The organism is Haemophilus haemolyticus, from assembly GCF_003493605.1.
In the GTDB taxonomy this organism is placed as follows: Bacteria; Pseudomonadota; Gammaproteobacteria; order Enterobacterales; family Pasteurellaceae; genus Haemophilus; species Haemophilus haemolyticus_J.
The window spans coordinates 35138-55802 of the sequence record NZ_QQKA01000004.1; the positions used below are offsets into that span (position 1 = coordinate 35138).

The 20665-nt window shown below is 38.2% G+C and carries 18 protein-coding genes; 11 read left to right on the forward strand and 7 right to left on the reverse strand.

The genetic code is table 11. The annotated features are described in order from the left end of the window. The first annotated feature begins 3 nt into the window (after positions 1-3). On the forward strand, positions 4-3585 hold the full coding sequence (locus DV424_RS04240) for an ESPR-type extended signal peptide-containing protein (RefSeq protein WP_118859181.1): 3582 nt from the start codon (positions 4-6) through the stop codon (positions 3583-3585). A 96-nt stretch (positions 3586-3681) separates the two neighbouring features. Here DV424_RS04240 and DV424_RS04245 read toward each other — a convergent pair whose 3' ends face one another. The 4 genes from DV424_RS04245 to DV424_RS04260 form a co-directional block, all read right to left on the reverse strand. Beyond that, positions 3682-4194 carry an opacity family porin gene (locus DV424_RS04245; RefSeq protein WP_105888184.1) on the reverse strand — a complete coding sequence of 171 codons (513 nt, stop codon included), beginning with the start codon at positions 4192-4194 and terminating at the stop codon, positions 3682-3684. 50 nt (positions 4195-4244) lie between these two features. Then, positions 4245-4760, reverse strand: a complete 516-nt coding sequence (locus DV424_RS04250; protein WP_118859182.1) for a SprT family zinc-dependent metalloprotease — start codon at positions 4758-4760, stop codon at positions 4245-4247. Positions 4761-5048: 288 nt separating this feature from the next. Beyond that, positions 5049-6203, reverse strand: coding sequence for a methionine adenosyltransferase (gene metK, locus DV424_RS04255; protein ID WP_118859183.1), 1155 nt, complete (start codon positions 6201-6203; stop codon positions 5049-5051). An 84-nt stretch (positions 6204-6287) separates the two neighbouring features. After that, a complete protein-coding gene (locus DV424_RS04260) occupies positions 6288-6869 on the reverse strand; it encodes an anthranilate synthase component II (RefSeq protein WP_118859184.1) in 582 nt (193 codons plus the stop codon). Positions 6870-6910: 41 nt separating this feature from the next. Here DV424_RS04260 and DV424_RS04265 point away from each other — a divergent pair, with 41 nt between their 5' ends. After that, positions 6911-7903 (forward strand): aminodeoxychorismate synthase component I, encoded by a 993-nt coding sequence (locus tag DV424_RS04265; protein WP_118859185.1) that lies wholly within the window; start codon positions 6911-6913, stop codon positions 7901-7903. 127 nt (positions 7904-8030) lie between these two features. Continuing rightward, the gene (locus DV424_RS04270) at positions 8031-8597 is read left to right on the forward strand and encodes an aminotransferase class IV family protein (protein ID WP_048951365.1); all 567 of its coding nucleotides are present in this window, start codon (positions 8031-8033) and stop codon (positions 8595-8597) included. A gap of 38 nt (positions 8598-8635) precedes the next feature. Here the strand turns inward: DV424_RS04270 and DV424_RS04275 are convergent, their stop codons facing one another. After that, complete coding sequence (locus DV424_RS04275; RefSeq protein ID WP_118859186.1) at positions 8636-8980, reverse strand: DUF496 family protein; 345 nt, start codon at positions 8978-8980, stop codon at positions 8636-8638. Between the two features lie 186 nt (positions 8981-9166). Here DV424_RS04275 and serC point away from each other — a divergent pair, with 186 nt between their 5' ends. Both serC and hisC read left to right on the forward strand, forming a co-directional pair. After that, entirely contained in the window at positions 9167-10255 is a 1089-nt protein-coding gene (gene serC, locus DV424_RS04280) for a 3-phosphoserine/phosphohydroxythreonine transaminase (RefSeq protein ID WP_118859187.1), read from the forward strand. Positions 10256-10344: 89 nt separating this feature from the next. Next, positions 10345-11445 (forward strand): histidinol-phosphate transaminase, encoded by a 1101-nt coding sequence (hisC, locus tag DV424_RS04285; protein WP_118859188.1) that lies wholly within the window; start codon positions 10345-10347, stop codon positions 11443-11445. 73 nt (positions 11446-11518) lie between these two features. Here hisC and grxD read toward each other — a convergent pair whose 3' ends face one another. After that, positions 11519-11842 carry a Grx4 family monothiol glutaredoxin gene (gene grxD, locus DV424_RS04290; RefSeq protein WP_005627223.1) on the reverse strand — a complete coding sequence of 108 codons (324 nt, stop codon included), beginning with the start codon at positions 11840-11842 and terminating at the stop codon, positions 11519-11521. Between the two features lie 150 nt (positions 11843-11992). Continuing rightward, positions 11993-13051: a porin OmpA gene (gene ompA, locus DV424_RS04295; protein WP_118815583.1), complete on the reverse strand. Its 1059-nt coding sequence runs from the start codon at positions 13049-13051 to the stop codon at positions 11993-11995. Positions 13052-13430: 379 nt separating this feature from the next. On the opposite strand from ompA, the gene ydiJ reads away from it, so the two are divergent. From ydiJ to trxB, 6 genes are all read left to right on the forward strand, one after another. Next, positions 13431-16514 (forward strand): D-2-hydroxyglutarate dehydrogenase YdiJ, encoded by a 3084-nt coding sequence (ydiJ, locus tag DV424_RS04300; protein ID WP_118859189.1) that lies wholly within the window; start codon positions 13431-13433, stop codon positions 16512-16514. A gap of 77 nt (positions 16515-16591) precedes the next feature. Beyond that, complete coding sequence (locus DV424_RS04305) at positions 16592-16972, forward strand: endonuclease domain-containing protein (RefSeq protein ID WP_192876931.1); 381 nt, start codon at positions 16592-16594, stop codon at positions 16970-16972. Positions 16973-17232: 260 nt separating this feature from the next. Further along, the gene (locus DV424_RS04315; RefSeq protein WP_118789054.1) at positions 17233-17649 is read left to right on the forward strand and encodes a hotdog fold thioesterase; all 417 of its coding nucleotides are present in this window, start codon (positions 17233-17235) and stop codon (positions 17647-17649) included. Continuing rightward, positions 17646-18617, forward strand: a complete 972-nt coding sequence (gene hemH / locus DV424_RS04320; protein WP_118789055.1) for a ferrochelatase — start codon at positions 17646-17648, stop codon at positions 18615-18617. The genes DV424_RS04315 and hemH overlap by 4 nt, the downstream gene beginning before the upstream one ends. A gap of 78 nt (positions 18618-18695) precedes the next feature. Further along, a complete protein-coding gene (locus DV424_RS04325) occupies positions 18696-19553 on the forward strand; it encodes a co-chaperone YbbN (RefSeq protein ID WP_118859190.1) in 858 nt (285 codons plus the stop codon). Between the two features lie 109 nt (positions 19554-19662). Next, positions 19663-20619: a thioredoxin-disulfide reductase gene (gene trxB, locus DV424_RS04330; protein WP_118859191.1), complete on the forward strand. Its 957-nt coding sequence runs from the start codon at positions 19663-19665 to the stop codon at positions 20617-20619. Positions 20620-20665 lie beyond the last annotated feature (46 nt).

Consider the following 20665-nt stretch of genomic DNA (forward strand, 5'->3'; position numbering starts at 1 on the left):
AGTATGAATCATATTTATAGAATTATTTTTAATCGGGCATCAGGTGTTTTTCAAGTGGTCTCTGAACTTGCTAAAGGCAAGGTAAAATCTGCAAAAACATCCGTAAAATTAACCGCACTTTGTATGGCATTAGTGAGTGGTGCGGTGTTGGCGGAGGATAATACAAATTCTAGCCCTACTAATGAAGAAATTAAAAAACAATATGAAGAAATAAAAAAACAAAATGAAGAACTTAAGACAAAAGTTAATATGCTGCTCAAAGTTGTTAATGTTAAAACAGTAAACACTAATTCAGTAGATGCAAATGCAGCAGATGATGGTGGAATTGCTATTGGATCAGGGGCTAATGCTTCAAATAAAACAGCTACCGCCATTGGTGTAAATGCCACATCTTCTAATGTCTCTGCTGTGGCATTGGGGCATAATGCTACAGCTTCTAATGTCTCTGCTGTGGCATTGGGACATAATGCTAAATCATCCAATGTTTCTACTATTGCGATTGGAAATGCGTCAGCAACACAGAAAGAAAACATCGCTATTGGTAATAGAACCGTTGCAACTGGACAAGGGGCTATGGTAATAGGGATCAATTCCACTGCTTCAGGTAATCGTGCAATAGTATTTGGGGAAGAGTCAAAGGCATCAGAGGCATATACTATAGCAATAGGACATAATGCTACGGCATCTAAAGGAGAAGCTATTTCTATTGGTTATGATACAAAAGCAAGTGGCAACTATTCTGTTACGTTAGGACCTTGGGCAACAGCGTTAGAAGATAGTGCTTTAGCCTTGGGAGCTCAATCAAACGCATCTGGTAAATATACCGTTGCTATCGGTCGTAGTACCAGAGCCTTAAAAGAAGGTGGAATATCAATCGGACTGAATTCGGTAACTTATGCTGAACGTGCGATAGCTCAGGGTTTTGCATCTATTAGTACAGGAAATGGGGCAATCGCTATCGGGGATCACGCAATCAGTCAAGGAAAATATGGTATTTCTATAGGGGTTAATTCTGCTATCAATAATGTGGGAACAGCAACAAATATTATTATTGGTAATGGCGCTTATGCAGGGCGTGGCACGCAACCTAGCAAGCTAACAATGTTGTTAAAACCGGGCGAACAAAAAATTTCTGTGGATGAAAATCCAGAAAAAATTGGTGGCTCGGAATATATTGCAAACTCAGCTGAAGGTATTAAACGTATTGCAATATCAAAGTATCGCCTTATTTTTCCTGAATACGCCAAACAATTTGAAAATAGTATTGCCTTTGGCACACTTGCACAAACTGTAGGACATCAAAGTATCGCATTTGGTGCAGGCACTCGTGCATCAGGAGCTGATTCGCTTTCTTTTGGTATTACTGCTGAATCACGTGGGCATTATTCTTTAGCAATTGGTTCGTCTGCTGTAGCGAAAAGAGAAAGTGGCATAGCCATAGGTCGAATTGCTACCGCTCACGCAGACAATTCGGTTTCTATTGGTACATATTCGCAAGTAATTATTGATGGTGGTGTTGCTCTTGGGTCGCATTCTATTACCGATCGAGGAGCAAACTCGGTGGGTGTTGATTTCAGTGGCGAATATACAGGTATAGATGCTAATAATCAGTACATTCTAAAAGGAGAATTGAAAACTAAATCAGAGGCTATGCAAACTGACATTAATAATGCAAAAGAGATATTTAAAACGGATGTAGAAAAATACAGCGAGTTATCAGAATTGCGGAATTTGATCGAGGGAGAAATTCCTGCTGCAAACAATACATTCAATTCTCGAAATACTGCGTATACTACATTGCAAAGCAAAATGAATAGTACAAGTTCAAACAATCAAAAACCGAAAGCCGAAGATGTACAGAAAGCCAGAGAAGCTAAAGAAACAGCTGAAGCAAATTTGAATAAGTTAAAGGCTCGCCGTAGTGAATTGGAAACCAAACATAACATTAACAATGAAGTAGCAATGTCATCTGATACGGCAAATAATAACAATTCAGAGAAAACTAAAAAAGAACTCGAAGAAATTGAGAAAAAACTGACCGCACTTGATGCTCAACTTGTTACAGATGAAGGAAATCTAAAAGAAAAACAAATAGCTCAAAATAAAATTGTTTCAGTATGGCGAGGCACTACGGGAGCATTTTCTGTAGGAAATCGCTATCGCAATCTAACCCGCCAAATTACTGGTGTAGCAGCGGGGACGGCAGACACTGATGCCGTAAACTTGGCACAGTTGAAATCGGCAGGCTTGCGTTTTGCGGTTAATTCTGACAATCAAGGTTTTGCTGGAACGGATAAAACCCACAACTTCTACAAACACGTGGGCGAAACGCTCTCTATTTTAGGCGAGAGTGGTGTTGGCTATAAAGCAGATTTGTATAGCAGTCGCAACTTGATTACTTATCACGACAATGACGGTATTCGCATTGCAATGAAAACTAATCCAGTATTTGACCGTTTAACCTTAGTTAATAAAGATGATCCGAGTAAATCTTTAGAACTTTATGCTAAAACAGGCGACGATGGCAAAGCCCATTTAATTCAGGCAGAAAAAGCACCTGAAACAGACAATGCAGTCAAAGAAAAACCACAAACCCCTAATAATGGCACAGACGGTAATCACAACACAGCAGGTCAAGACGGTGCTAACGGACAAAATGGACAAGCTGGTGGCACAGGTTCGGCAGGTAATGCAGGTTCTGCTGGTAGCCAAGGTTCAAATGGTACAGCAGGTCACAATGGTGCAGCAGGTCAAGGCGGTGCTAATGGACAAGCTGGTGGCGCAGGCTCGACAGGTACTGCAGGTTCTGCGGGTAGCCAAGGTTCGAATGGTGCAGCAGGTCACAATGGTTCGACAGGTCAAGACGGTGCTAATGGACAAAATGGACAAGCTGGTGGCACAGGCTCGACAGGTAATGCAGGTTCTGCAGGTGGTCAAGGTTCAAATGGTACAGCAGGTCAAGATGGTGCAGCAGGTCAAGGCGGTGCTAATGGACAAAATGGACAAGCTGGTGGCACAGGCTCGACAGGTAATGCAGGTTCTGCTGGTAGCCAAGGTTCAAATGGTACAGCAGGTCACAATGGTTCGGCAGGTCAAGGCGGAGCCAACGGACAAAATGGACAAGCTGGTGGTTCAGGTTCGACAGGTAATGCAGGTTCTGCAGGTAGCCAAGGTTCAAATGGTACAGCAGGTCAAGACGGTGCTAATGGACAAAATGGAGCTAACGCTAATCACGGTATAAATGGTAACAATGGTTCAAATGGACTTTCTGCCAATGAAACTGATCTCACTCGTGCAGCAATCAAAGGATTGAATCAAGCGACTGGCGAAATCAATCGACAAATCCGAAAAACCACTCGTGAAAACCGTGCTGGTATTGCGGCAGCAATGGCAATGGGGCAAATTTACCCAGTGCAAGGAAAACGCTTTACCGTTGGGGCTGCAGCAGGAACTTATCGAGGACAATCAGCCGTTGCAGTTGGGGTTCGTTATACACCTAAACCAAATATGGTAATTAGCCTTTCTGGCTCTGCGGATACCAATAACGGTGTGGGTGCTGCAACTGGGGTAAGTTTTGGGTTTTAGCCTATTGAAATAATCCAAAAATAAATAACGGTGATTGTTTTAAACGATCACCGTTAAATTAAAGTGTTTTATAAAAAGATTTTTGTATTCTAAAAATTAGAATCCGTAACCCACGCCAACTTTCGCGCCATAGTTATTAACTTTAGTATTATCAAAACTACCTAGACGGTTATACTCTACACCGCCATTTGCATACCAATTACCATCTAATTTATATTTCGCACCTGCTACAACCCCATAGCCGAGCTTAATTTCTGAAGAACTTTTAAAATCTTGTTCTGCACGGTTGGTGTATTTAAATTGATTAGCCGCTACACGAGCACCAACATAAGGTTGCACTTTAGAATTTGTATCAAAATCATAAAATACCGAAGTACCTAAACCTTGAATTTTTGTGCCATCAACTTTTCCGTGATGTGTATAATCAGCCGCAACGCGTGTATTTCCTACTTTATAACCCACGGATACACGAGGTTCAACTCTTGTATTGTTACTACCATTTGCTTTGGTTCGAGATAAACCAACATCGCCCTCAGCATAAATATTCGCATTTGCAACAGAAGCAAAGGCAAATGCACCAACAATAACTGCTAATAAAGATTTTTTCATTGGATAATCCTTTTATTTATTGAATAAACTGGGAAAATATATCACAAAAATTATTCGTCTTCATCGACAAAAATTAATTTTCCCTTACATTTTTTACACAAATATTCAATCTTTTCTCTTACTATTCTATTATGACGGCGAATACTTAGAAAATGTGTTTGGCACGCACAACGATATTCAAAGGTTTCACCTTGCACATTTTTTATATCAAATTGATGGCAAGTGTCTGCGGGAAGCTTAAAAATTTCATTCATTACAAGCTGCCACTCTTTCCCGTGTGGTTTTACGCGACCAAACATTTGATACACAATCAAATGCGCAAGCTCGTGTGGCACGACTTGTCGAATAAATTCATCTGCATTTTCTAATAACAAAGTGCGGTTAAATTTTATTTGATTTTTTTGCAGATAAGCCACGCCTGCCTTTATACCACGTAAATCATAATTTACCTCAGGCATTGTAAATTTTCGCTTAAAATAAGCTTCTGCAAGCAGCAAAGACTGATTCAATTTACGTTGCACTTGCATTTTTAAGTGACGGAATGGAATGAATGATATTGATGTCATAGGTAAAAGCAAAAACCGCTAGATAAGCGGCTTTTATATGATAGAATGATCAGTGGCTGGTCAGGTGTTGTCATTACCTGACTGGGGGGTCAGGTAATGCAATCATCTCGATCAGTTTGTTTTAACACTGATTGGGAGACAAAATTGATGAAAATTATCTTTATAATCGTCATCATATTTATTGTGTTACTGTATAGCTCGCCAGCTTGGTAACACTTATCAGTCAAGGCAGCAAGTAACCTTGTTGCCTTTCCAATATAAGCCTTTCAAACTAAAAATTCAAGCCTATTATTTTAAACCTGCCGCAATACGTAATTCTGCTGCACGATCCACTTTTTCCCAAGGGAATTGCTCACGACCGAAATGACCATAAGCTGCCGTTTCACGATAGATTGGTTGAATTAAATCTAACATTTTAATTAAGCCATAAGGACGTAAATCAAAAAATTCACGAACTAATGACACTAATAATTCATTTGCAACTTTTCCAGTTCCAAAGGTTTCGACCATAATAGATGTTGGATCAGCCACACCAATCGCATAAGAAAGTTGGATTTCACAACGATCTGCCAAACCAGCTGCCACAATATTTTTTGCGACATAACGTGCAGCATAAGCAGCGGAACGATCTACTTTAGATGGATCTTTTCCTGAGAATGCGCCACCACCGTGACGAGCGGCACCACCGTAAGTATCTACGATAATTTTACGACCTGTTAAACCACAATCGCCCATTGGCCCACCAATAACAAAACGACCAGTCGGGTTAATGAAGAATTTTGTTTCTTTAGAAAGCCATTCACTTGGTAATACAGGTTTGATAATTTCTTCCATCACACCTTCGTGTAAATCTTTTTGGCTAACTTCTTCAGAATGTTGAGTAGAAAGCACAACCGCATCCACACCAACAATTTTATTATCTTCATATTTTAACGTGACTTGGCTTTTCGCATCTGGGCGTAACCATGCTAATTTACCGCTTTTACGCACTTCAGCTTGTTTTTCCATTAAGCGATGTGCATAAGTAATGGCTGCTGGCATTAATACATCTGTTTCATTGGTGGCATAACCAAACATAATACCTTGGTCGCCTGCACCTTGATCTAATGGATTTTCACGATCAACGCCTTGATTAATATCTGCAGATTGTTTACCAATCGCATTAAGCACCGCACAAGAATGGCCATCAAAACCCATTTCAGAATGTTCATAACCAATATCACAAATCACTTTACGCGTTAAATTCTCAATATCGACCCATGCTGATGTTGTAATTTCGCCACCAACTAATGCCATACCGGTTTTTACGTAGGTCTCACAAGCGACTCGTGCTTTTGGATCTTGTTTTAGGATTTCATCAAGTACCGCATCAGAAATTTGATCGGCAATTTTATCTGGATGCCCTTCAGAGACTGATTCAGATGTAAATAAATAGCTAGACATATTTTCTCTCTTTTTCTTTTAAATTTGGATGTATTGACGTATAGACGTCTATAATACGTATTTTAGCTTAATAAGCAAGCGCTATTATTGATTTATCATCGTAGGAATAGCCAACCAATTACGCAAAATTTGCTCACCAAAGTCTGACATATAAGACTCAGGATGAAATTGAACCCCATAAATTGGTAAAGATTTATGCTGCATAGCCATTACCACGCCTTCATCACAAAATGCTGTGATTTCTAGGCTGTAAGGAAAATCTTCTTCCTGTACGCCCCAAGAATGATATAGCCCTATATTAAATTCGCTTGGAAGGCTAAAAAATAATGGAGAATTTGACCGCACTTTTAAAATTCGTTTCTGGCCATGACGGACTTTCTCTAAGTTATACAATGTACCACCAAAAAATTCACATAAGGTTTGATGCCCTAAACACACACCTAAAATAGATTTCTGCTGATAATATTTTTCCAACATGGAAAAAAGTTGTGGATAAGCACATGGCACATCAGGCCCTGGTGAAATCAATATATGACTATATTTTTCCGCTGTACTTTCCTTTAAATCTTCCACGTTTAAAACATCATAAGGCACATTTAATTTTCGAATTAAATCCACCAAGTTAAAAGTAAAAGAATCGTGATTATTAATGATGAGTAATTTCATAACCGCTCGGCATTCGTTATAATCGGGCAATTCTACGCTAAATGACACAAATCACAATGCAACATTTTATTGAACAGGCTAATCATTATGGCAAACAACGCACGCCATTTTTCTTTCTGATTGATTTTGAAAAAGAAAAACCATTGATTTGTCCTCTCGAAAATTCTGTACAACAAGGCATTTATTTTGATATTTTAGGGAAAAGAAATTGCACAATTTCTCCACAACCTCTCCCTCTTAATTTTACCAAACATCCAATGCCCTTCTCGCGTTATCAACAAGGTTTTGAACTTGTTCAAAGTGAATTGCAAAAAGGCAACTCTTATTTATTGAATCTCACCTACCCCACTGAAATTTCAGGAAATATTTCACTTGAACAAATTTTTCATCAAACCAATGCACCTTATAAATTGTGGTTACAAGATCAATTTGTTTGCTTCTCACCAGAATGTTTTGTCAATATTCATGACAACAGCATTTTTACTTATCCAATGAAAGGGACAATTAATGCCACCCTACCCGATGCAGAAAATCAGTTACTCACAAATGAAAAAGAACAACGCGAGCATTACACAATTGTTGATTTAATGCGTAATGATTTATCTATGGTGGCAGAAAACATTCAGGTGAAAAAATTTCGTTATATCGATCGCATCAAGACACAAAAAGGCGAAATACTGCAAACCAGTTCTGAAATTTACGGAAAATTGAATGAAAACTGGCAAAATCAAATTGGGGATATTTTAGAGAAACTGTTGCCTGCTGGGTCTATTAGCGGCGCACCAAAAGAAAAAACCACACAAATTATTCAGCAAGCAGAAAAACAAAAACGCGGTTATTACACGGGAATTTTTGGCATATTTGATGGCAAAACACTACAAAGTGCGGTGGCAATTCGATTTATTTCTCAAGTAGATGAAAAATTTTATTTTCATAGTGGAGGTGGAATTACCATTCATAGCAATGTGCAAGATGAATATGAAGAATTGTTAGAAAAAGTCTATTTGCCTATTTCAGAAACTTACGCGATATAAAAATCTGTTATACCGTGGGTAAGTGTACCCACGGTTACGCATATTCCCCTTTGGGGTATTTCTAACTACCGCCCCAAAATCGGTTGCATTATGCTTACCCTAGTCAATAACTAACAGGAATACTTTAATGTTCCCTTTATTTGAAACCCTTTGCATTGAAAAGGGGGAAATTAAAAATATCGATTTACACCAAGCGAGATATGAACGTAGTTTGCGTGAATATTATGGCAAAAGTGCGGTAAAAATTTTTAATCTTTTTTCCCTTATTCAACTACCTGAAAATTTACAAAATCGATTAGTTCGCTGCCGTATTGATTACAATGCCGAAACCACACAAATTCAATATTTTGAATACCATCGAAAAATTTACCGCACTTTTCAATCTGTAATTTGTGATGACATCGAATATAGCTTGAAATATTCTGATCGCAGTTTAATTAATACATTATTTGATCAACGAGGCACTTATGATGAAATTATGATTATCAAAAATGGAAAAGTGACAGATTGTTCAATTGGTAATTTAATTTTCCGTCAAGGAAAAAAATGGTACACATCAGACACGCCATTGCTTTTAGGCACACAACGAGAAAAATTATTACAAGAGGGGAAAATTCAAGAACGTACAATATTCCTAGAAGATATTGGCAATTTCGATGAAATTAAAATCATTAATGCAATGAATGGCTTATAAAAATAAGCCGACTGATTCAGCCGGCTATTTTATTACAATTATTTTTCAGAATTTTTCAACAATTCCGCATGCGCTTTTTTCTGACTTTTCATTTTCGCACTGATCTCTCGACGTTGCGTAGAAAGCTCCGCATTGCGAATCGTATAATCATCGACACGACCTTCATAGTCATCATGCATACTTTCAATAATTCCGCGCACCTCTTCGATGGTCATATCATCACGAATGTATTGATTTAAGTTATCTAACAATAATACGCGTTTTTGATTGTCACGGATTTTACGATTATTGTCTTCCATGTCGCGCTTAATTTTGTTTTTCGAACGATACATACGCACGTATTCCAAAACATCTTGGAAAGATTGCTTGTTTACAGTTTCCATAATGACTCTCTTTTAGTAAGAAAATTGATGGCGGTAATGTAGCCTTTTTTTGGTAATTCGTCAAAAGCTGAAAGTAAATTTTGTGAGTCAGCTCAAAAAAATTTTTTATTTACCAAAAAAGCGTTTGATTCTCTGCTTTTGTAGTGATAAAACAGATTCAACTGTCTACAAAAATAAGGAAACACAATGTCACAAGTCTTTAATTTTAGCGCTGGCCCAGCGATGATTTTTCCAGAAGTACTACAAAAAGCACAAGGTGAACTGACAAACTGGCTCAATCAAGGCGTATCTGTGATGGAGGTGAGCCACCGCGGTAAATATTTCATGGAACTTATTGCACAAGCAGAAAAAGATCTACGTGAGGTTTACAATATTCCTGATAACTATCGCGTACTTTTCTTACAAGGCGGTGCTCGCGGTCAATTTGCAGCAATTCCGATGAACTTGATCGGTAAAAAAGGCAAAGCCCTTTATTTAAACAGTGGGCATTGGTCAGCTACAGCGGCAAAAGAAGCAAGAAATTTTGCAGAAATTGATGAAATCACTATTGTAGAAAATGGCGAACAAACTCGAATTACCAATCTTGATTTTAGCCATATCGCTGATCAATATGACTACATTCATTATTGCCCAAATGAAACCATCAGTGGTGTAGAGATTTTTGATGTACCAAATGTGGGCGATGCCGTATTGGTCGCAGATATGTCTTCAAATATTCTTTCACGCCAAATCGATATCAGTAAATTTGGTGTAATTTATGCAGGTGCGCAAAAAAATCTTGGTCCTGCGGGCATTACATTAGTCATTATTCGTGATGATTTAATCGGTAATGCACGTAAAGAAACCCCATCTATTTGGAATTATGCAACTCAACGTGATGCAGACTCAATGATCAATACACCACCAACATTTGCTTGGTATTTATGTTCCCTCGTATTTAAACATCTTAAAGAGATGGGTGGCTTAGAAGTGATCGCAAAACGTAATGAATTAAAAGCACAAACCCTTTATGATTATATTGATTCGAGCAAACTTTACCGCAATGTGGTAGCAAAAGAAAACCGCTCAACAATGAATGTCACTTTTATCACTGGCAATGCTGAATTAGATGCAAAATTTGTCGCAGAATCTACTGCTGCGGGCTTACAAGCCTTGAAAGGTCACAAGGTTTTAGGTGGAATGCGAGCATCTATCTATAATGCTATGCCACAAGAAGGCGTTGAGGCACTCATTTCATTTATGAAAAAATTTGAAGCTGAAAATCTTCCTCAATAGTTAAAGAACATTTTCAATGGGCGTATTTACTACGCCCAAATTTACTTGAAAATTCATCCTAATCCACATCAATATTTTCAAATAACACTATGCAGTACATCAACATTGCCAATCGTGGCGTAAAATCCTTATCCCCTTATCAAGCAGGAAAACCCACTGAAGAATTAGAACGAGAACTTGGTATTTCCAATATCGTTAAACTTGCCTCAAACGAAAACCCATTTGGTTTTCCAGAAAGTGCAAAAAAAGCAATTATCGAACAATTAGATAAACTGACTCGTTATCCAGATGCGAATGGCTTTGAACTAAAACAAACTATCGCAAAAAAATTTGGTGTTCAACCAAATCAAATTACGCTCGGAAATGGCTCAAATGATTTATTAGAACTTTTTGCTCACACTTTCTCAAGCGAAGGCGATGAAATCATTTATTCACAATATGCCTTTATTGTTTATCCTTTAGTAACTAAAGCAATCAATGCAGTTGCAAAAGAAATTCCAGCTAAAAATTGGGGGCACGATTTACAAGGATTTTTGACCGCACTTTCTGATAAAACAAAGCTAATTTACATTGCAAATCCCAATAATCCAACGGGTAATTTTTTAACAACACAAGAAATTGAAGATTTTTTAGCAAAAGTTCCCCAAAACGTAATCGTGGTATTAGATGAAGCCTACACTGAATTTACCAGATCTGAAGAACGAGTGGACTCCTTCCGATTATTAAAAAAATATTCAAATTTAATTGTTTCACGCACTCTTTCTAAAGCCTATGGTTTAGCAGGTTTACGTATTGGTTATGCGGTATCTAATCCTGAAATAGCAGATTTATTAAATCGAGTTCGACAACCATTTAACTGTAATTCTTTGGCATTAACCGCTGCGGTTGCCGTAATGAATGACGATGAATTTGTTGAAAAAGTATCTGAAAATAATCAAGTAGAAATGCGACGTTACGAAGACTTTTGTCAAAAAAATCAATTGGAATATATTCCCTCAAAAGGAAATTTTATAACCATTGATTTCAAACAACCTGCAGCCCCAATTTATGATGCATTATTACATGAAGGCGTAATTGTTCGCCCAATTGCTGGGTATGGAATGCCGAATCATTTGCGCATAAGCATTGGTTTACCTGAAGAAAATAATCGATTTTTTACCGCACTTTCTAAGGTATTAAAACTTGCCTAGACTATTTGTTCAATAAAAACAAATTTATTTGTATAAAAAACCCGCTATAAGCGGGTTTCATTTTTCTCATATCTTAAGCGTGTTTTGCTGCAACTTCAGCTAATAAAGTTTGTAATTCACCAGATTGATACATCTCTAAAATGATATCACAACCACCAATTAATTCTCCCTCTACCCATAATTGCGGAAAAGTTGGCCAGTTTGCATATGCTGGTAATTCAGCACGAATATCTGGATGTTGCAAAATATCTACATAACCAAAAGGTACTTTACAATTCATCAATGCTTCAGATGCACGAGCAGAAAAGCCACAAGATGGTAATTTTGGTGAACCTTTCATATAAATAAGAATTGGATTTTCACTAATTTGCTTTTTGATTTTGTCTAAGGTTTCCATAATGTTCCCTATAAATAAATGAGAACCGCATTCTATCATAAGTTAAAACTTGATTGAAATGCTTGGTTTTAGATTCATATAAGACAAAAGGCTTAAACCGAAGTTTAAGCCTTTTGCTGTATTTAATCTTTCGTTAAACGTACACTAAAATTATTTAGTACCGTTAACTGCGATTTCTACACGACGGTCTGGAGCAAGACATGCGATAAGCGCTTTACGACCTTTAACTTGGTCACAAGTTGCGCCAGTCACTGGGTTTGCTTTACCATAACCAGTTGCAGAGATTGCATCTGCAGAAACACCTTTAGCAACGAAGTAGTTAGCTACAGTGTCTGCACGACGTTGAGAAAGTTTTAAGTTACCAGCGTCAGAACCAATACGGTCAGTGTAACCAGCAACAGCTACTTTAGCGTTGTTAACTTGTGCGATTTCACCGTAGATACCATCTAAAGCCGCTTGAGCTTGTGGTTTTAAGTTTGCTTTACCGAATGCGAAAGTCACATCAGAGTTTAAGTTGAAAGTTTTGCTTACAACTTCAGGTGCTGCTACAACTGGCGCTGCGCCTTGACCAAAACGGTAAGAAATACCAGCATTGATAGAACCAATCCAAGGGTTGTAGTCAATTGCGCTATTTGGTTCACCTTGAGTGCGTAATTTACCTACGCGAGTTAGCCATTGGTATTCTAAACGAACTGCTAATTCTGGTAATACTGCATATTCTGCACCTACAGCGAATAAACCAGAGGTACGTAAGCTGTGACGACCAGCTTCATGATCACGAACGCCATCTGGATCGTAGAATTTATAGTCAGAACGAACTAAAGCAACACCTGCTTTACCATAAACATCTAAACCTTCTAACACTTCATAGCTACCTTTTAAGCTTAAGTGTGCACCGTGGTTAGTGTGTTTAGCTACAGTTTGACCACGTGAGCGAAATTTAGCACGACCAAAATCATCGTAACCTAATTCAACTGCTAAACCTAAGTTATCTTGATTTAAAATTTGATAACCACCGAATACTCCATAAGTGAAAGAATTACGGTGATAACCATCATTATTTTCACGAGCTAGAGCACGAATGCCATCATGGAAAGATGCTTGACCAGCTTTAACACCAGCGTAAAAAGTATTTTCTTGTGGAGCTGCTTGAGCTACTGAAGCAGCTGCTAAACCAGCAACTACTAATGCGATTGCAGTTTTTTTCATTTTGATGTCCTCTATTTAGTCATCGAATAGTAATAAAAAAGTGTCCTTGTTTATACTGAACTTTTAATTAAAGTTACACTCTAAACAGTTGCTTAACTAGGGTTTTGAATTTGCCCTACTTTTTACCTTTTGACAAATTCAATTCCTTTGTTTACGCCAAAGGAACGTTCAAAAGTACGCTTATTATCCTATAAAAATTGAAAAGATCAAATTCTTTTGAACTTTTTGTTTATTTTTTATCCAGGAACACTCTATTCTTGACTCATTTACTCCAAAAAATACTCCTTTAAAATGCTCAAAATCTAATTCGACATTATTAGCACCTTAAGATATTATCGAGAACACCCCGCTATTTATACCTTTAAATGAGTTAAATGCTATGTTGCCAAGTCTAAATCGCACGCCACAAATTGAACAAGATGTCCTTAACTATCTCCAAGCACTTAAAAAACAACATTTTGAAGGAGATATCGCTACAAACTATGCAGATAGATTAAGTCTTGCTACGGATAACAGCGTTTACCAACAACTTCCACAAGCGATTCTTTTTCCGAAAACTGTTGCTGATATAGTGCGTATAACCAAATTGGCAAATTTACCTGAATATCAATCTATCAGCTTTACGCCTCGCGGTGGAGGCACTGGCACTAATGGTCAATCCATTAATAACAATATAATAGTGGATCTTTCTCGTCATATGACTGCCATCTTAGAACTCAATGTAAAAGAACGTTGGGTTAAAGTACAAGCAGGTGTCGTAAAAGATCAACTTAATCAATTTTTAAAACCACATGGTTTATTCTTTGCGCCAGAGTTATCCACCAGCAATCGAGCGACTTTAGGCGGAATGATTAACACAGATGCCTCGGGGCAAGGTTCATTACAATACGGTAAAACATCTAACCACGTTTTGGCATTGCGTGCCGTATTAATGAACGGTGAAATTTTAGATACAAGTGCGGTCAATTCTGTTGATGTTTTAGAAAACATTGATGCGCTTGAATTAAGTGACAGTAGCAAAAGACTCCATCAAACCATTGCGCAACATTGTAAAGAAAAAAGAGCAGCAATCATTAAAGATTTGCCACAACTTAACCGTTTTTTAACGGGATACGATCTCAAAAATGTATTCAATGAAGATGAAAGTAAATTTAATCTAACAAGGATTCTCACTGGCTCTGAAGGTTCTCTCGCATTTATTTGCGAAGCCAAACTCAATCTTCTGCCTATTCCGCGGTATCGCACACTCATCAATATTAAATATCGTTCTTTTGATGCGGCATTACGCAATGCACCTTTTATGGTGAAAGCCAATGCGCTTTCTGTGGAAACCGTTGATTCCAAAGTCTTAAACCTTGCCAAACAAGATATTATTTGGCACTCGGTGAATGAACTTCTTACAGAAGATGAAACGGATCCAATTCTTGGTTTAAATATTGTGGAATTTGCTGGTAATAATCAAGAAAAAATAGACCGCCAAGTTACCGCACTTTGTCGCTCACTTGATGAAAAAATCGAACACAACCAAGATCACATTATTGGCTATCAAGTTTGTTCTGATTTACCTTCTATTGAACGTATTTATGCAATGCGAAAAAAAGCAGTGGGCTTACTTGGTAATGCAAAAGGTGCCGCCAAACCGATTCCTTTTGTAGAAGATACTTGTGTCCCCCCAGAAAATCTTGCGGATTACATCAGTGAATTTCGCGCTTTATTAGACAAGCACAATTTACAATATGGCATGTTTGGGCACGTTGATGCGGGCGTATTGCACGTTCGCCCTGCGCTTGATTTATGCGATAAAGAACAAGTGAAATTATTCAAACAAATTTCAGATGAAGTGGCAGAACTTACGATTAAATATGGAGGATTACTCTGGGGAGAACACGGTAAAGGCGTGCGTTCCCATTACGGCGAAAAATTCTTTACGCCAGAACTCTGGCACGAACTTCGTTATATCAAAACCTTATTCGATCCAAACAATCGCTTAAATCCTGGCAAAATCTGTACGCCTTTGGATTCCAAAGAGGAACTTTATTCTATTCTTTCGCCGATGCGGGCTGATAACGATCGCCAAATTCCTCTCCAAATGCGCGATGAATTTAAGGGTGCGATGAACTGCAATGGAAACGGTTTATGTTTCAATTTTGATGAACACAGCATTATGTGCCCATCGATGAAAGTCAGTAAAAACCGCGTATTTTCACCTAAAGGTCGCGCAGCCATGGTTCGAGAATGGCTTCGATTGATGGCAAATGAAAATTTTTCGCCCGCACAATTAGACTTCCGTAAAACAGAAATAAAATTAACCGCACTTGTGAAAAGACTAAGCAATACGGTTCAAAAATGGCGAGGCGATTATGATTTTTCTCACGAAGTGAAAGCTGCAATGGACACTTGCCTTGCTTGTAAAGCCTGTGCAAGCCAATGCCCGATTAAAATCGATGTACCAAGTTTCCGCGCAAAATTCTTTCATTTTTATCACAGCCGCTACTTACGCCCCGCAAAAGATCACGTTGTGGCAAATTTAGAAATCGCTGCGCCTTATATGGCAAAACAGGCAAAATTCTTTAATTATTTTACCAAGCTGAAAGTCACGCAAACATTAGTGGAAAAAACGCTAGGCATGACCGATTTGCCCTTGCTTTCTGAACCCAATTTGCAACAACAGCTGGTGGAAATTCATTATCAAGGCAAATCCTTGGAAGAATTGGAAGACCTAAGTGCGGTAGAAAAAAACGATATTTTATTTATTGTGCAAGATCCTTATACCTCTTACTATGATGCGAAAGTGGTACGCGATTTTGTTATGCTTACGCAGAAATTAGGCTTCAAACCCATTCTGTTGCCATTTAAACCAAACGGCAAAGCAATGCACATTAAAGGTTTCTTAAAACGCTTTAGCAAAACAGCACAAAACCAAGCCGAGTTTTTAAATCGAATGGCAAAATTAGGCATTCCTCTTGTGGGCGTTGATCCAGCAATTGTGCTGTCTTATCGAGACGAATACAAAGAAGCACTACAAGAAAAACGTGGCGACTTTCACGTTCTCACCGCACACGAATGGTTAAAACAAAGATTACAAAATACGGAATTACAAGATAAACTGAAAAACATCGCCAAAACTGACCGCACTTCCGATTGGTATTTATTCCCGCATTGTACGGAATCTACTTTTATGCCGAATAGTCCAAAAGAATGGCAAGAAATTTTTGGAAGATTTGGACAACAACTTAATGTGGAAAAAGTCGGATGTTGTGGTATGGCTGGTGTATTTGGGCATGAAGTGCAAAATCAAAAAATGAGCCGAGAAATCTACGATGTATCATGGCATAAAAAACTGCATGGAAAAGATCCGCACTTTTGTTTAGCAACTGGTTATTCTTGTCGCAGTCAGGTAAAACGTTATGAACATGTGGTGTTAAAGCATCCTGTGCAGGCATTACTTGAGATATTTAAATAAAGAATGATAACTTGCCTTCCCCTGCTTGCGGGGGAAGGTGCCCGAAGGGCGGAAGGGGGATATAGGGATATAAGGATATGCGAAATAAAAATAAACGATTAGCCCAATATGCTACAGAATTAAGACATAATATGACAGATGCAGAGTATGCACTATGGTACCATTTGAGAAATAAACTCTTTTGTGGTATCCGTTTTAATAGACAGGTTATTATTGGTCATTACATTGTGGATTTTTGCAGTAGAAAATTAAAACTTGTTATTGAATTAGATGGCATTCAGCACATAGAACAAGAACAATATGATTTAGAAAGAACAAAATTCTTAACAGCACAAGGCTATAAAGTTATTCGGTTTTGGAATGATGAAGTACTAAAAAACATAGATAATGTACTTGAGGCAATTTATGTTGAAATTGAGCATTTATCCCCCCTCAGCCTTCGGCAGCTCCCCCCATAAATGGGTGGAGCCAAGATTAGAAGTTATAAAATAAATAATGATAACTTACCTTCCCCTGCTTGCGGGGGAAGATGCCCGAAGGGCGGAAGGGGGGATATAGAGATATGCGAAATAAAATTTTGGAATGATGAAATATTAAAAAAATAGATAATGTACCTAAAACAATTTATGTTGAAATTGAACATTTATCCCCTCTCAGCCTTCGGCAGCTCCCCATAAATAGGTGGAGCCAAGATAATTGATAATATGGAATAGATTAAATGCTCTGGAAAAAAACTTTTACCCTTGAAAACTTAAATCAACTTTGTGCTAACAGTGCAGTTAGCCATCTTGGCATTGAAATTTCTGCGTTTGGCGAGGATTGGATTGAAGCGACAATGCCAGTGGATCATCGTACTATACAGCCGTTTTGCTTATTACATGGCGGGGTTTCGGTTGCTTTAGCTGAAACAATTGGTTCCCTTGCGGGTTCGCTTTGTTTAGAAGAAGGCAAAACTGCGGTGGGATTGGATATTAACGCCAATCATCTTCGCCCTGTTCGTTCAGGTAAAGTAACCGCAAAAGCTACGCCAATTAATTTAGGCAGAAATATCCAAGTTTGGCAAATTGACATCCGCACAGAAGAGAATAAACTTTGTTGTGTTTCTAGATTAACCCTATCCGTAATCAATTTATGACAAAATCCGCAAAAATCGGCGTATTACTTGCCAATCTAGGCACGCCAGATAGCCCGACACCAAAGTCAATCAGCCGTTATTTATGGCAATTTTTAACGGATCCTCGCGTGGTGGATTTACCGCGTTGCAAATGGTATCCACTGCTTAAAGCTATTATTTTACCATTGCGTTCAAAACGTATCGCTAAAAATTATCAAGCGATTTGGACAGAACAAGGTTCGCCTTTACTTGCCATTTCACGACAACAAAAAGACGCATTACAAGCCTATTTAGATAATCAAAATATCGATACACAAGTAGAAATTGCCATGACATACGGCAATCCATCAATGCAAAGTGCGGTGAAAAATTTGCTTAAAAATCAAGTTGAGCGAATTATTGTTTTGCCACTTTATCCGCAATACTCTAGCTCAACTACGGGCGCAGTATTTGATGCTTTCGCTAACGCCCTTAAAGAAGAACGAGGATTAGTGCCTTTTGATTTCATCCATTCTTATCATGTTGATGAAAATTACATTAACGCCTTAGCAGATTCAATAAAAGTGCGGTTAAAACCCGATGAATTTTTACTATTTTCTTATCACGGTATTCCTCTGCGTTATGAAAAAATGGGCGATTATTATCGTGAACATTGTAAACAAACGACTATTGCAGTTGTTAATAAGCTGGGCTTAACAGAAAACCAATGGGGAATGACGTTTCAATCGCGCTTTGGGCGTGAAGAATGGTTACAGCCTTACACAGATAAATTTCTTCAAAATGCAGCACCACAAGGCATTCATAAAATAGCTGTCATTTGTCCAGGTTTCTCCGTAGATTGTTTAGAAACTATTGAAGAAATTGACAAAGAAAATCGAGAAAATTTTCTAAAAAATGGCGGGCAATCTTATCAATATATTCCCGCACTTAATGTAGAGCATGCACATATTGAAATGATGGGAAAATTGATCCTAGAAAAACTTGCTTAATAATAGAAATGGTAAAACGTTTCTAAAATCTTCCGCACTTTGCTAAAATCAGCCATTATTTTTTCACAAGGATAAAACATGGCTGATTTTCCTTTTATCGTTGAGATCAACGAACAAAATCTTACTGAAATACTGCAACAATCCTTAGAAAAACCACTTGTCATCAATTTTTACGCACCAACACATAAAGAATCGGCGGATTTTTTGGTGCTACTTGAGCAAGTTGCAGAACAATATCAAGGACAATTTATTCTTGGAAAAGTAAATTGTGAAAAAGAGCAAATGATTGCCGCACAATTCCGCATCCAAGCATTGCCAACCACCTATTTGTTTAAAGAAGCACAGGCATTAGATGCATTTCCTGGCGCGCTTGATAAAGCATCGTTAATCCAACGATTAAGCATTATTTTACCTAAAGAAGAAGATTTAAAATTCCAGCAAGCGTTAGATTTCTTGCAAGTAGAAAACTATGAGGCAGCATTACCATTGTTGAAAGACGCATGGGAACTTTCTGATAAGAAAAATAGTGATGTTGCCCTGCTCTACGCTGAAACCTATATTGCAATGAAGAAAACGGAGCCAGCACAGGAAATTTTAAATCAAATTCCATTACAAGATCGTGATAGCCGTTGGCACGGATTACAAGCACAAATTGAGCTACAAATCCAAGCTGCCGACACACCTGAAATCCAACAATTACAAGCCGATTATGCTAAAAACCCAACAGCTGAAATTGCAATAAAACTTGCGGTACAACTTCATCAAGCTGGACGAAATGAAGAAGCGCTGACACTACTTTTCGGTATTTTAAAAACAGACTTAGGCGCGCAGAATGGTGAAGTGAAACAACAATTTTTATCCATTTTAAGTGCAATGGGCAATGCGGATCCCTTAACAAATAAGTTTCGCCGATTGCTTTATTCACTGCTCTATTAATCGAAAGGTTTATAATTGATAAGCTGTATGGAACAATTTCATGCATAGCAATCATTAGAATAGGCTTGAATTTAATTAATTCTCTCTTTACGAAAAACAAGGATTCTTTATGTCAGATATCAAACATGCAAAACTTTTAATTTTAGGCTCAGGCCCTGCTGGTTATACAGCAGCTATTTATGCGGCACGTGCAAACTTAAAACCAGTATTGGTAACGGGTTTACAACAAGGCGGTCAGCTTACCACTACAGATGAAATCGAAAACTGGCCGGGCGATTTTGAGATGACTACAGGTTCAGGTTTAATGCAACGTATGTTGCAACATGCAGAAAAATTTGAAACAGAAATCGTCTTCGATCATATCAATCGCGTAGATTTATCCTCTCGTCCATTCAAACTTTTTGGCGATGTACAAAATTTCACTTGTGATGCGTTAATTATCGCAACAGGTGCCTCTGCACGCTATATTGGCTTACCTTCAGAAGAAAACTACAAAGGTCGTGGTGTTTCCGCTTGTGCAACCTGTGATGGTTTCTTTTATCGTAATAAACCAGTCGGTGTGATTGGTGGTGGAAATACTGCGGTGGAAGAAGCGCTTTACTTAGCCAATATTGCAAGTACAGTGCATTTAATTCACCGTCGCGATAGCTTCCGTGCGGAAAAAATCCTTATCGACCGTTTGTACAAAAAAGTGGAAGAAGGAAAAATCGTTCTTCATACTGACCGCACTTTAGATGAAGTGTTGGGTGACAACATGGGCGTAACCGGATTACGTTTAGCCGACACAAAAACTGGGGAGAAAGAAGAACTCAAATTAGATGGCTTATTCGTAGCGATTGGTCACTCGCCAAATACGGAAATTTTCCAAGGGCAACTAGAATTAAATAATGGCTATATCGTTGTAAAATCTGGTCTTGAAGGAAATGCAACAGCCACCTCAGTGGAAGGCGTGTTCGCAGCAGGCGATGTAATGGATCATAATTATCGCCAAGCCATTACTTCCGCGGGAACTGGTTGTATGGCAGCCTTGGATGCAGAACGCTACTTAGATGCGCAAGAAGCATAAATTTTCTAGCTAATTCCCCTCTTTTAAAAGAGGGGAACTTTTTCTA

Excerpts from the sequence above, each read along its gene's own strand:
- DV424_RS04240 (WP_118859181.1), top strand. The coding sequence starts at position 4 with ATGAATCATATTTATAGAATTATTTTTAATCGGGCATCAGGTGTTTTT.
- DV424_RS04245 (WP_105888184.1), bottom strand. The coding sequence starts at position 4,194 with ATGAAAAAATCTTTATTAGCAGTTATTGTTGGTGCATTTGCCTTTGCT.
- DV424_RS04250 (WP_118859182.1), bottom strand. The coding sequence starts at position 4,760 with ATGACATCAATATCATTCATTCCATTCCGTCACTTAAAAATGCAAGTG.
- metK (WP_118859183.1), bottom strand. The coding sequence starts at position 6,203 with ATGTCTAGCTATTTATTTACATCTGAATCAGTCTCTGAAGGGCATCCA.
- DV424_RS04260 (WP_118859184.1), bottom strand. The coding sequence starts at position 6,869 with ATGAAATTACTCATCATTAATAATCACGATTCTTTTACTTTTAACTTG.
- DV424_RS04265 (WP_118859185.1), top strand. The coding sequence starts at position 6,911 with ATGACACAAATCACAATGCAACATTTTATTGAACAGGCTAATCATTAT.
- DV424_RS04270 (WP_048951365.1), top strand. The coding sequence starts at position 8,031 with ATGTTCCCTTTATTTGAAACCCTTTGCATTGAAAAGGGGGAAATTAAA.
- DV424_RS04275 (WP_118859186.1), bottom strand. The coding sequence starts at position 8,980 with ATGGAAACTGTAAACAAGCAATCTTTCCAAGATGTTTTGGAATACGTG.
- serC (WP_118859187.1), top strand. The coding sequence starts at position 9,167 with ATGTCACAAGTCTTTAATTTTAGCGCTGGCCCAGCGATGATTTTTCCA.
- hisC (WP_118859188.1), top strand. The coding sequence starts at position 10,345 with ATGCAGTACATCAACATTGCCAATCGTGGCGTAAAATCCTTATCCCCT.
- grxD (WP_005627223.1), bottom strand. The coding sequence starts at position 11,842 with ATGGAAACCTTAGACAAAATCAAAAAGCAAATTAGTGAAAATCCAATT.
- ompA (WP_118815583.1), bottom strand. The coding sequence starts at position 13,051 with ATGAAAAAAACTGCAATCGCATTAGTAGTTGCTGGTTTAGCAGCTGCT.
- ydiJ (WP_118859189.1), top strand. The coding sequence starts at position 13,431 with ATGTTGCCAAGTCTAAATCGCACGCCACAAATTGAACAAGATGTCCTT.
- DV424_RS04305 (WP_192876931.1), top strand. The coding sequence starts at position 16,592 with ATGCGAAATAAAAATAAACGATTAGCCCAATATGCTACAGAATTAAGA.
- DV424_RS04315 (WP_118789054.1), top strand. The coding sequence starts at position 17,233 with ATGCTCTGGAAAAAAACTTTTACCCTTGAAAACTTAAATCAACTTTGT.
- hemH (WP_118789055.1), top strand. The coding sequence starts at position 17,646 with ATGACAAAATCCGCAAAAATCGGCGTATTACTTGCCAATCTAGGCACG.
- DV424_RS04325 (WP_118859190.1), top strand. The coding sequence starts at position 18,696 with ATGGCTGATTTTCCTTTTATCGTTGAGATCAACGAACAAAATCTTACT.
- trxB (WP_118859191.1), top strand. The coding sequence starts at position 19,663 with ATGTCAGATATCAAACATGCAAAACTTTTAATTTTAGGCTCAGGCCCT.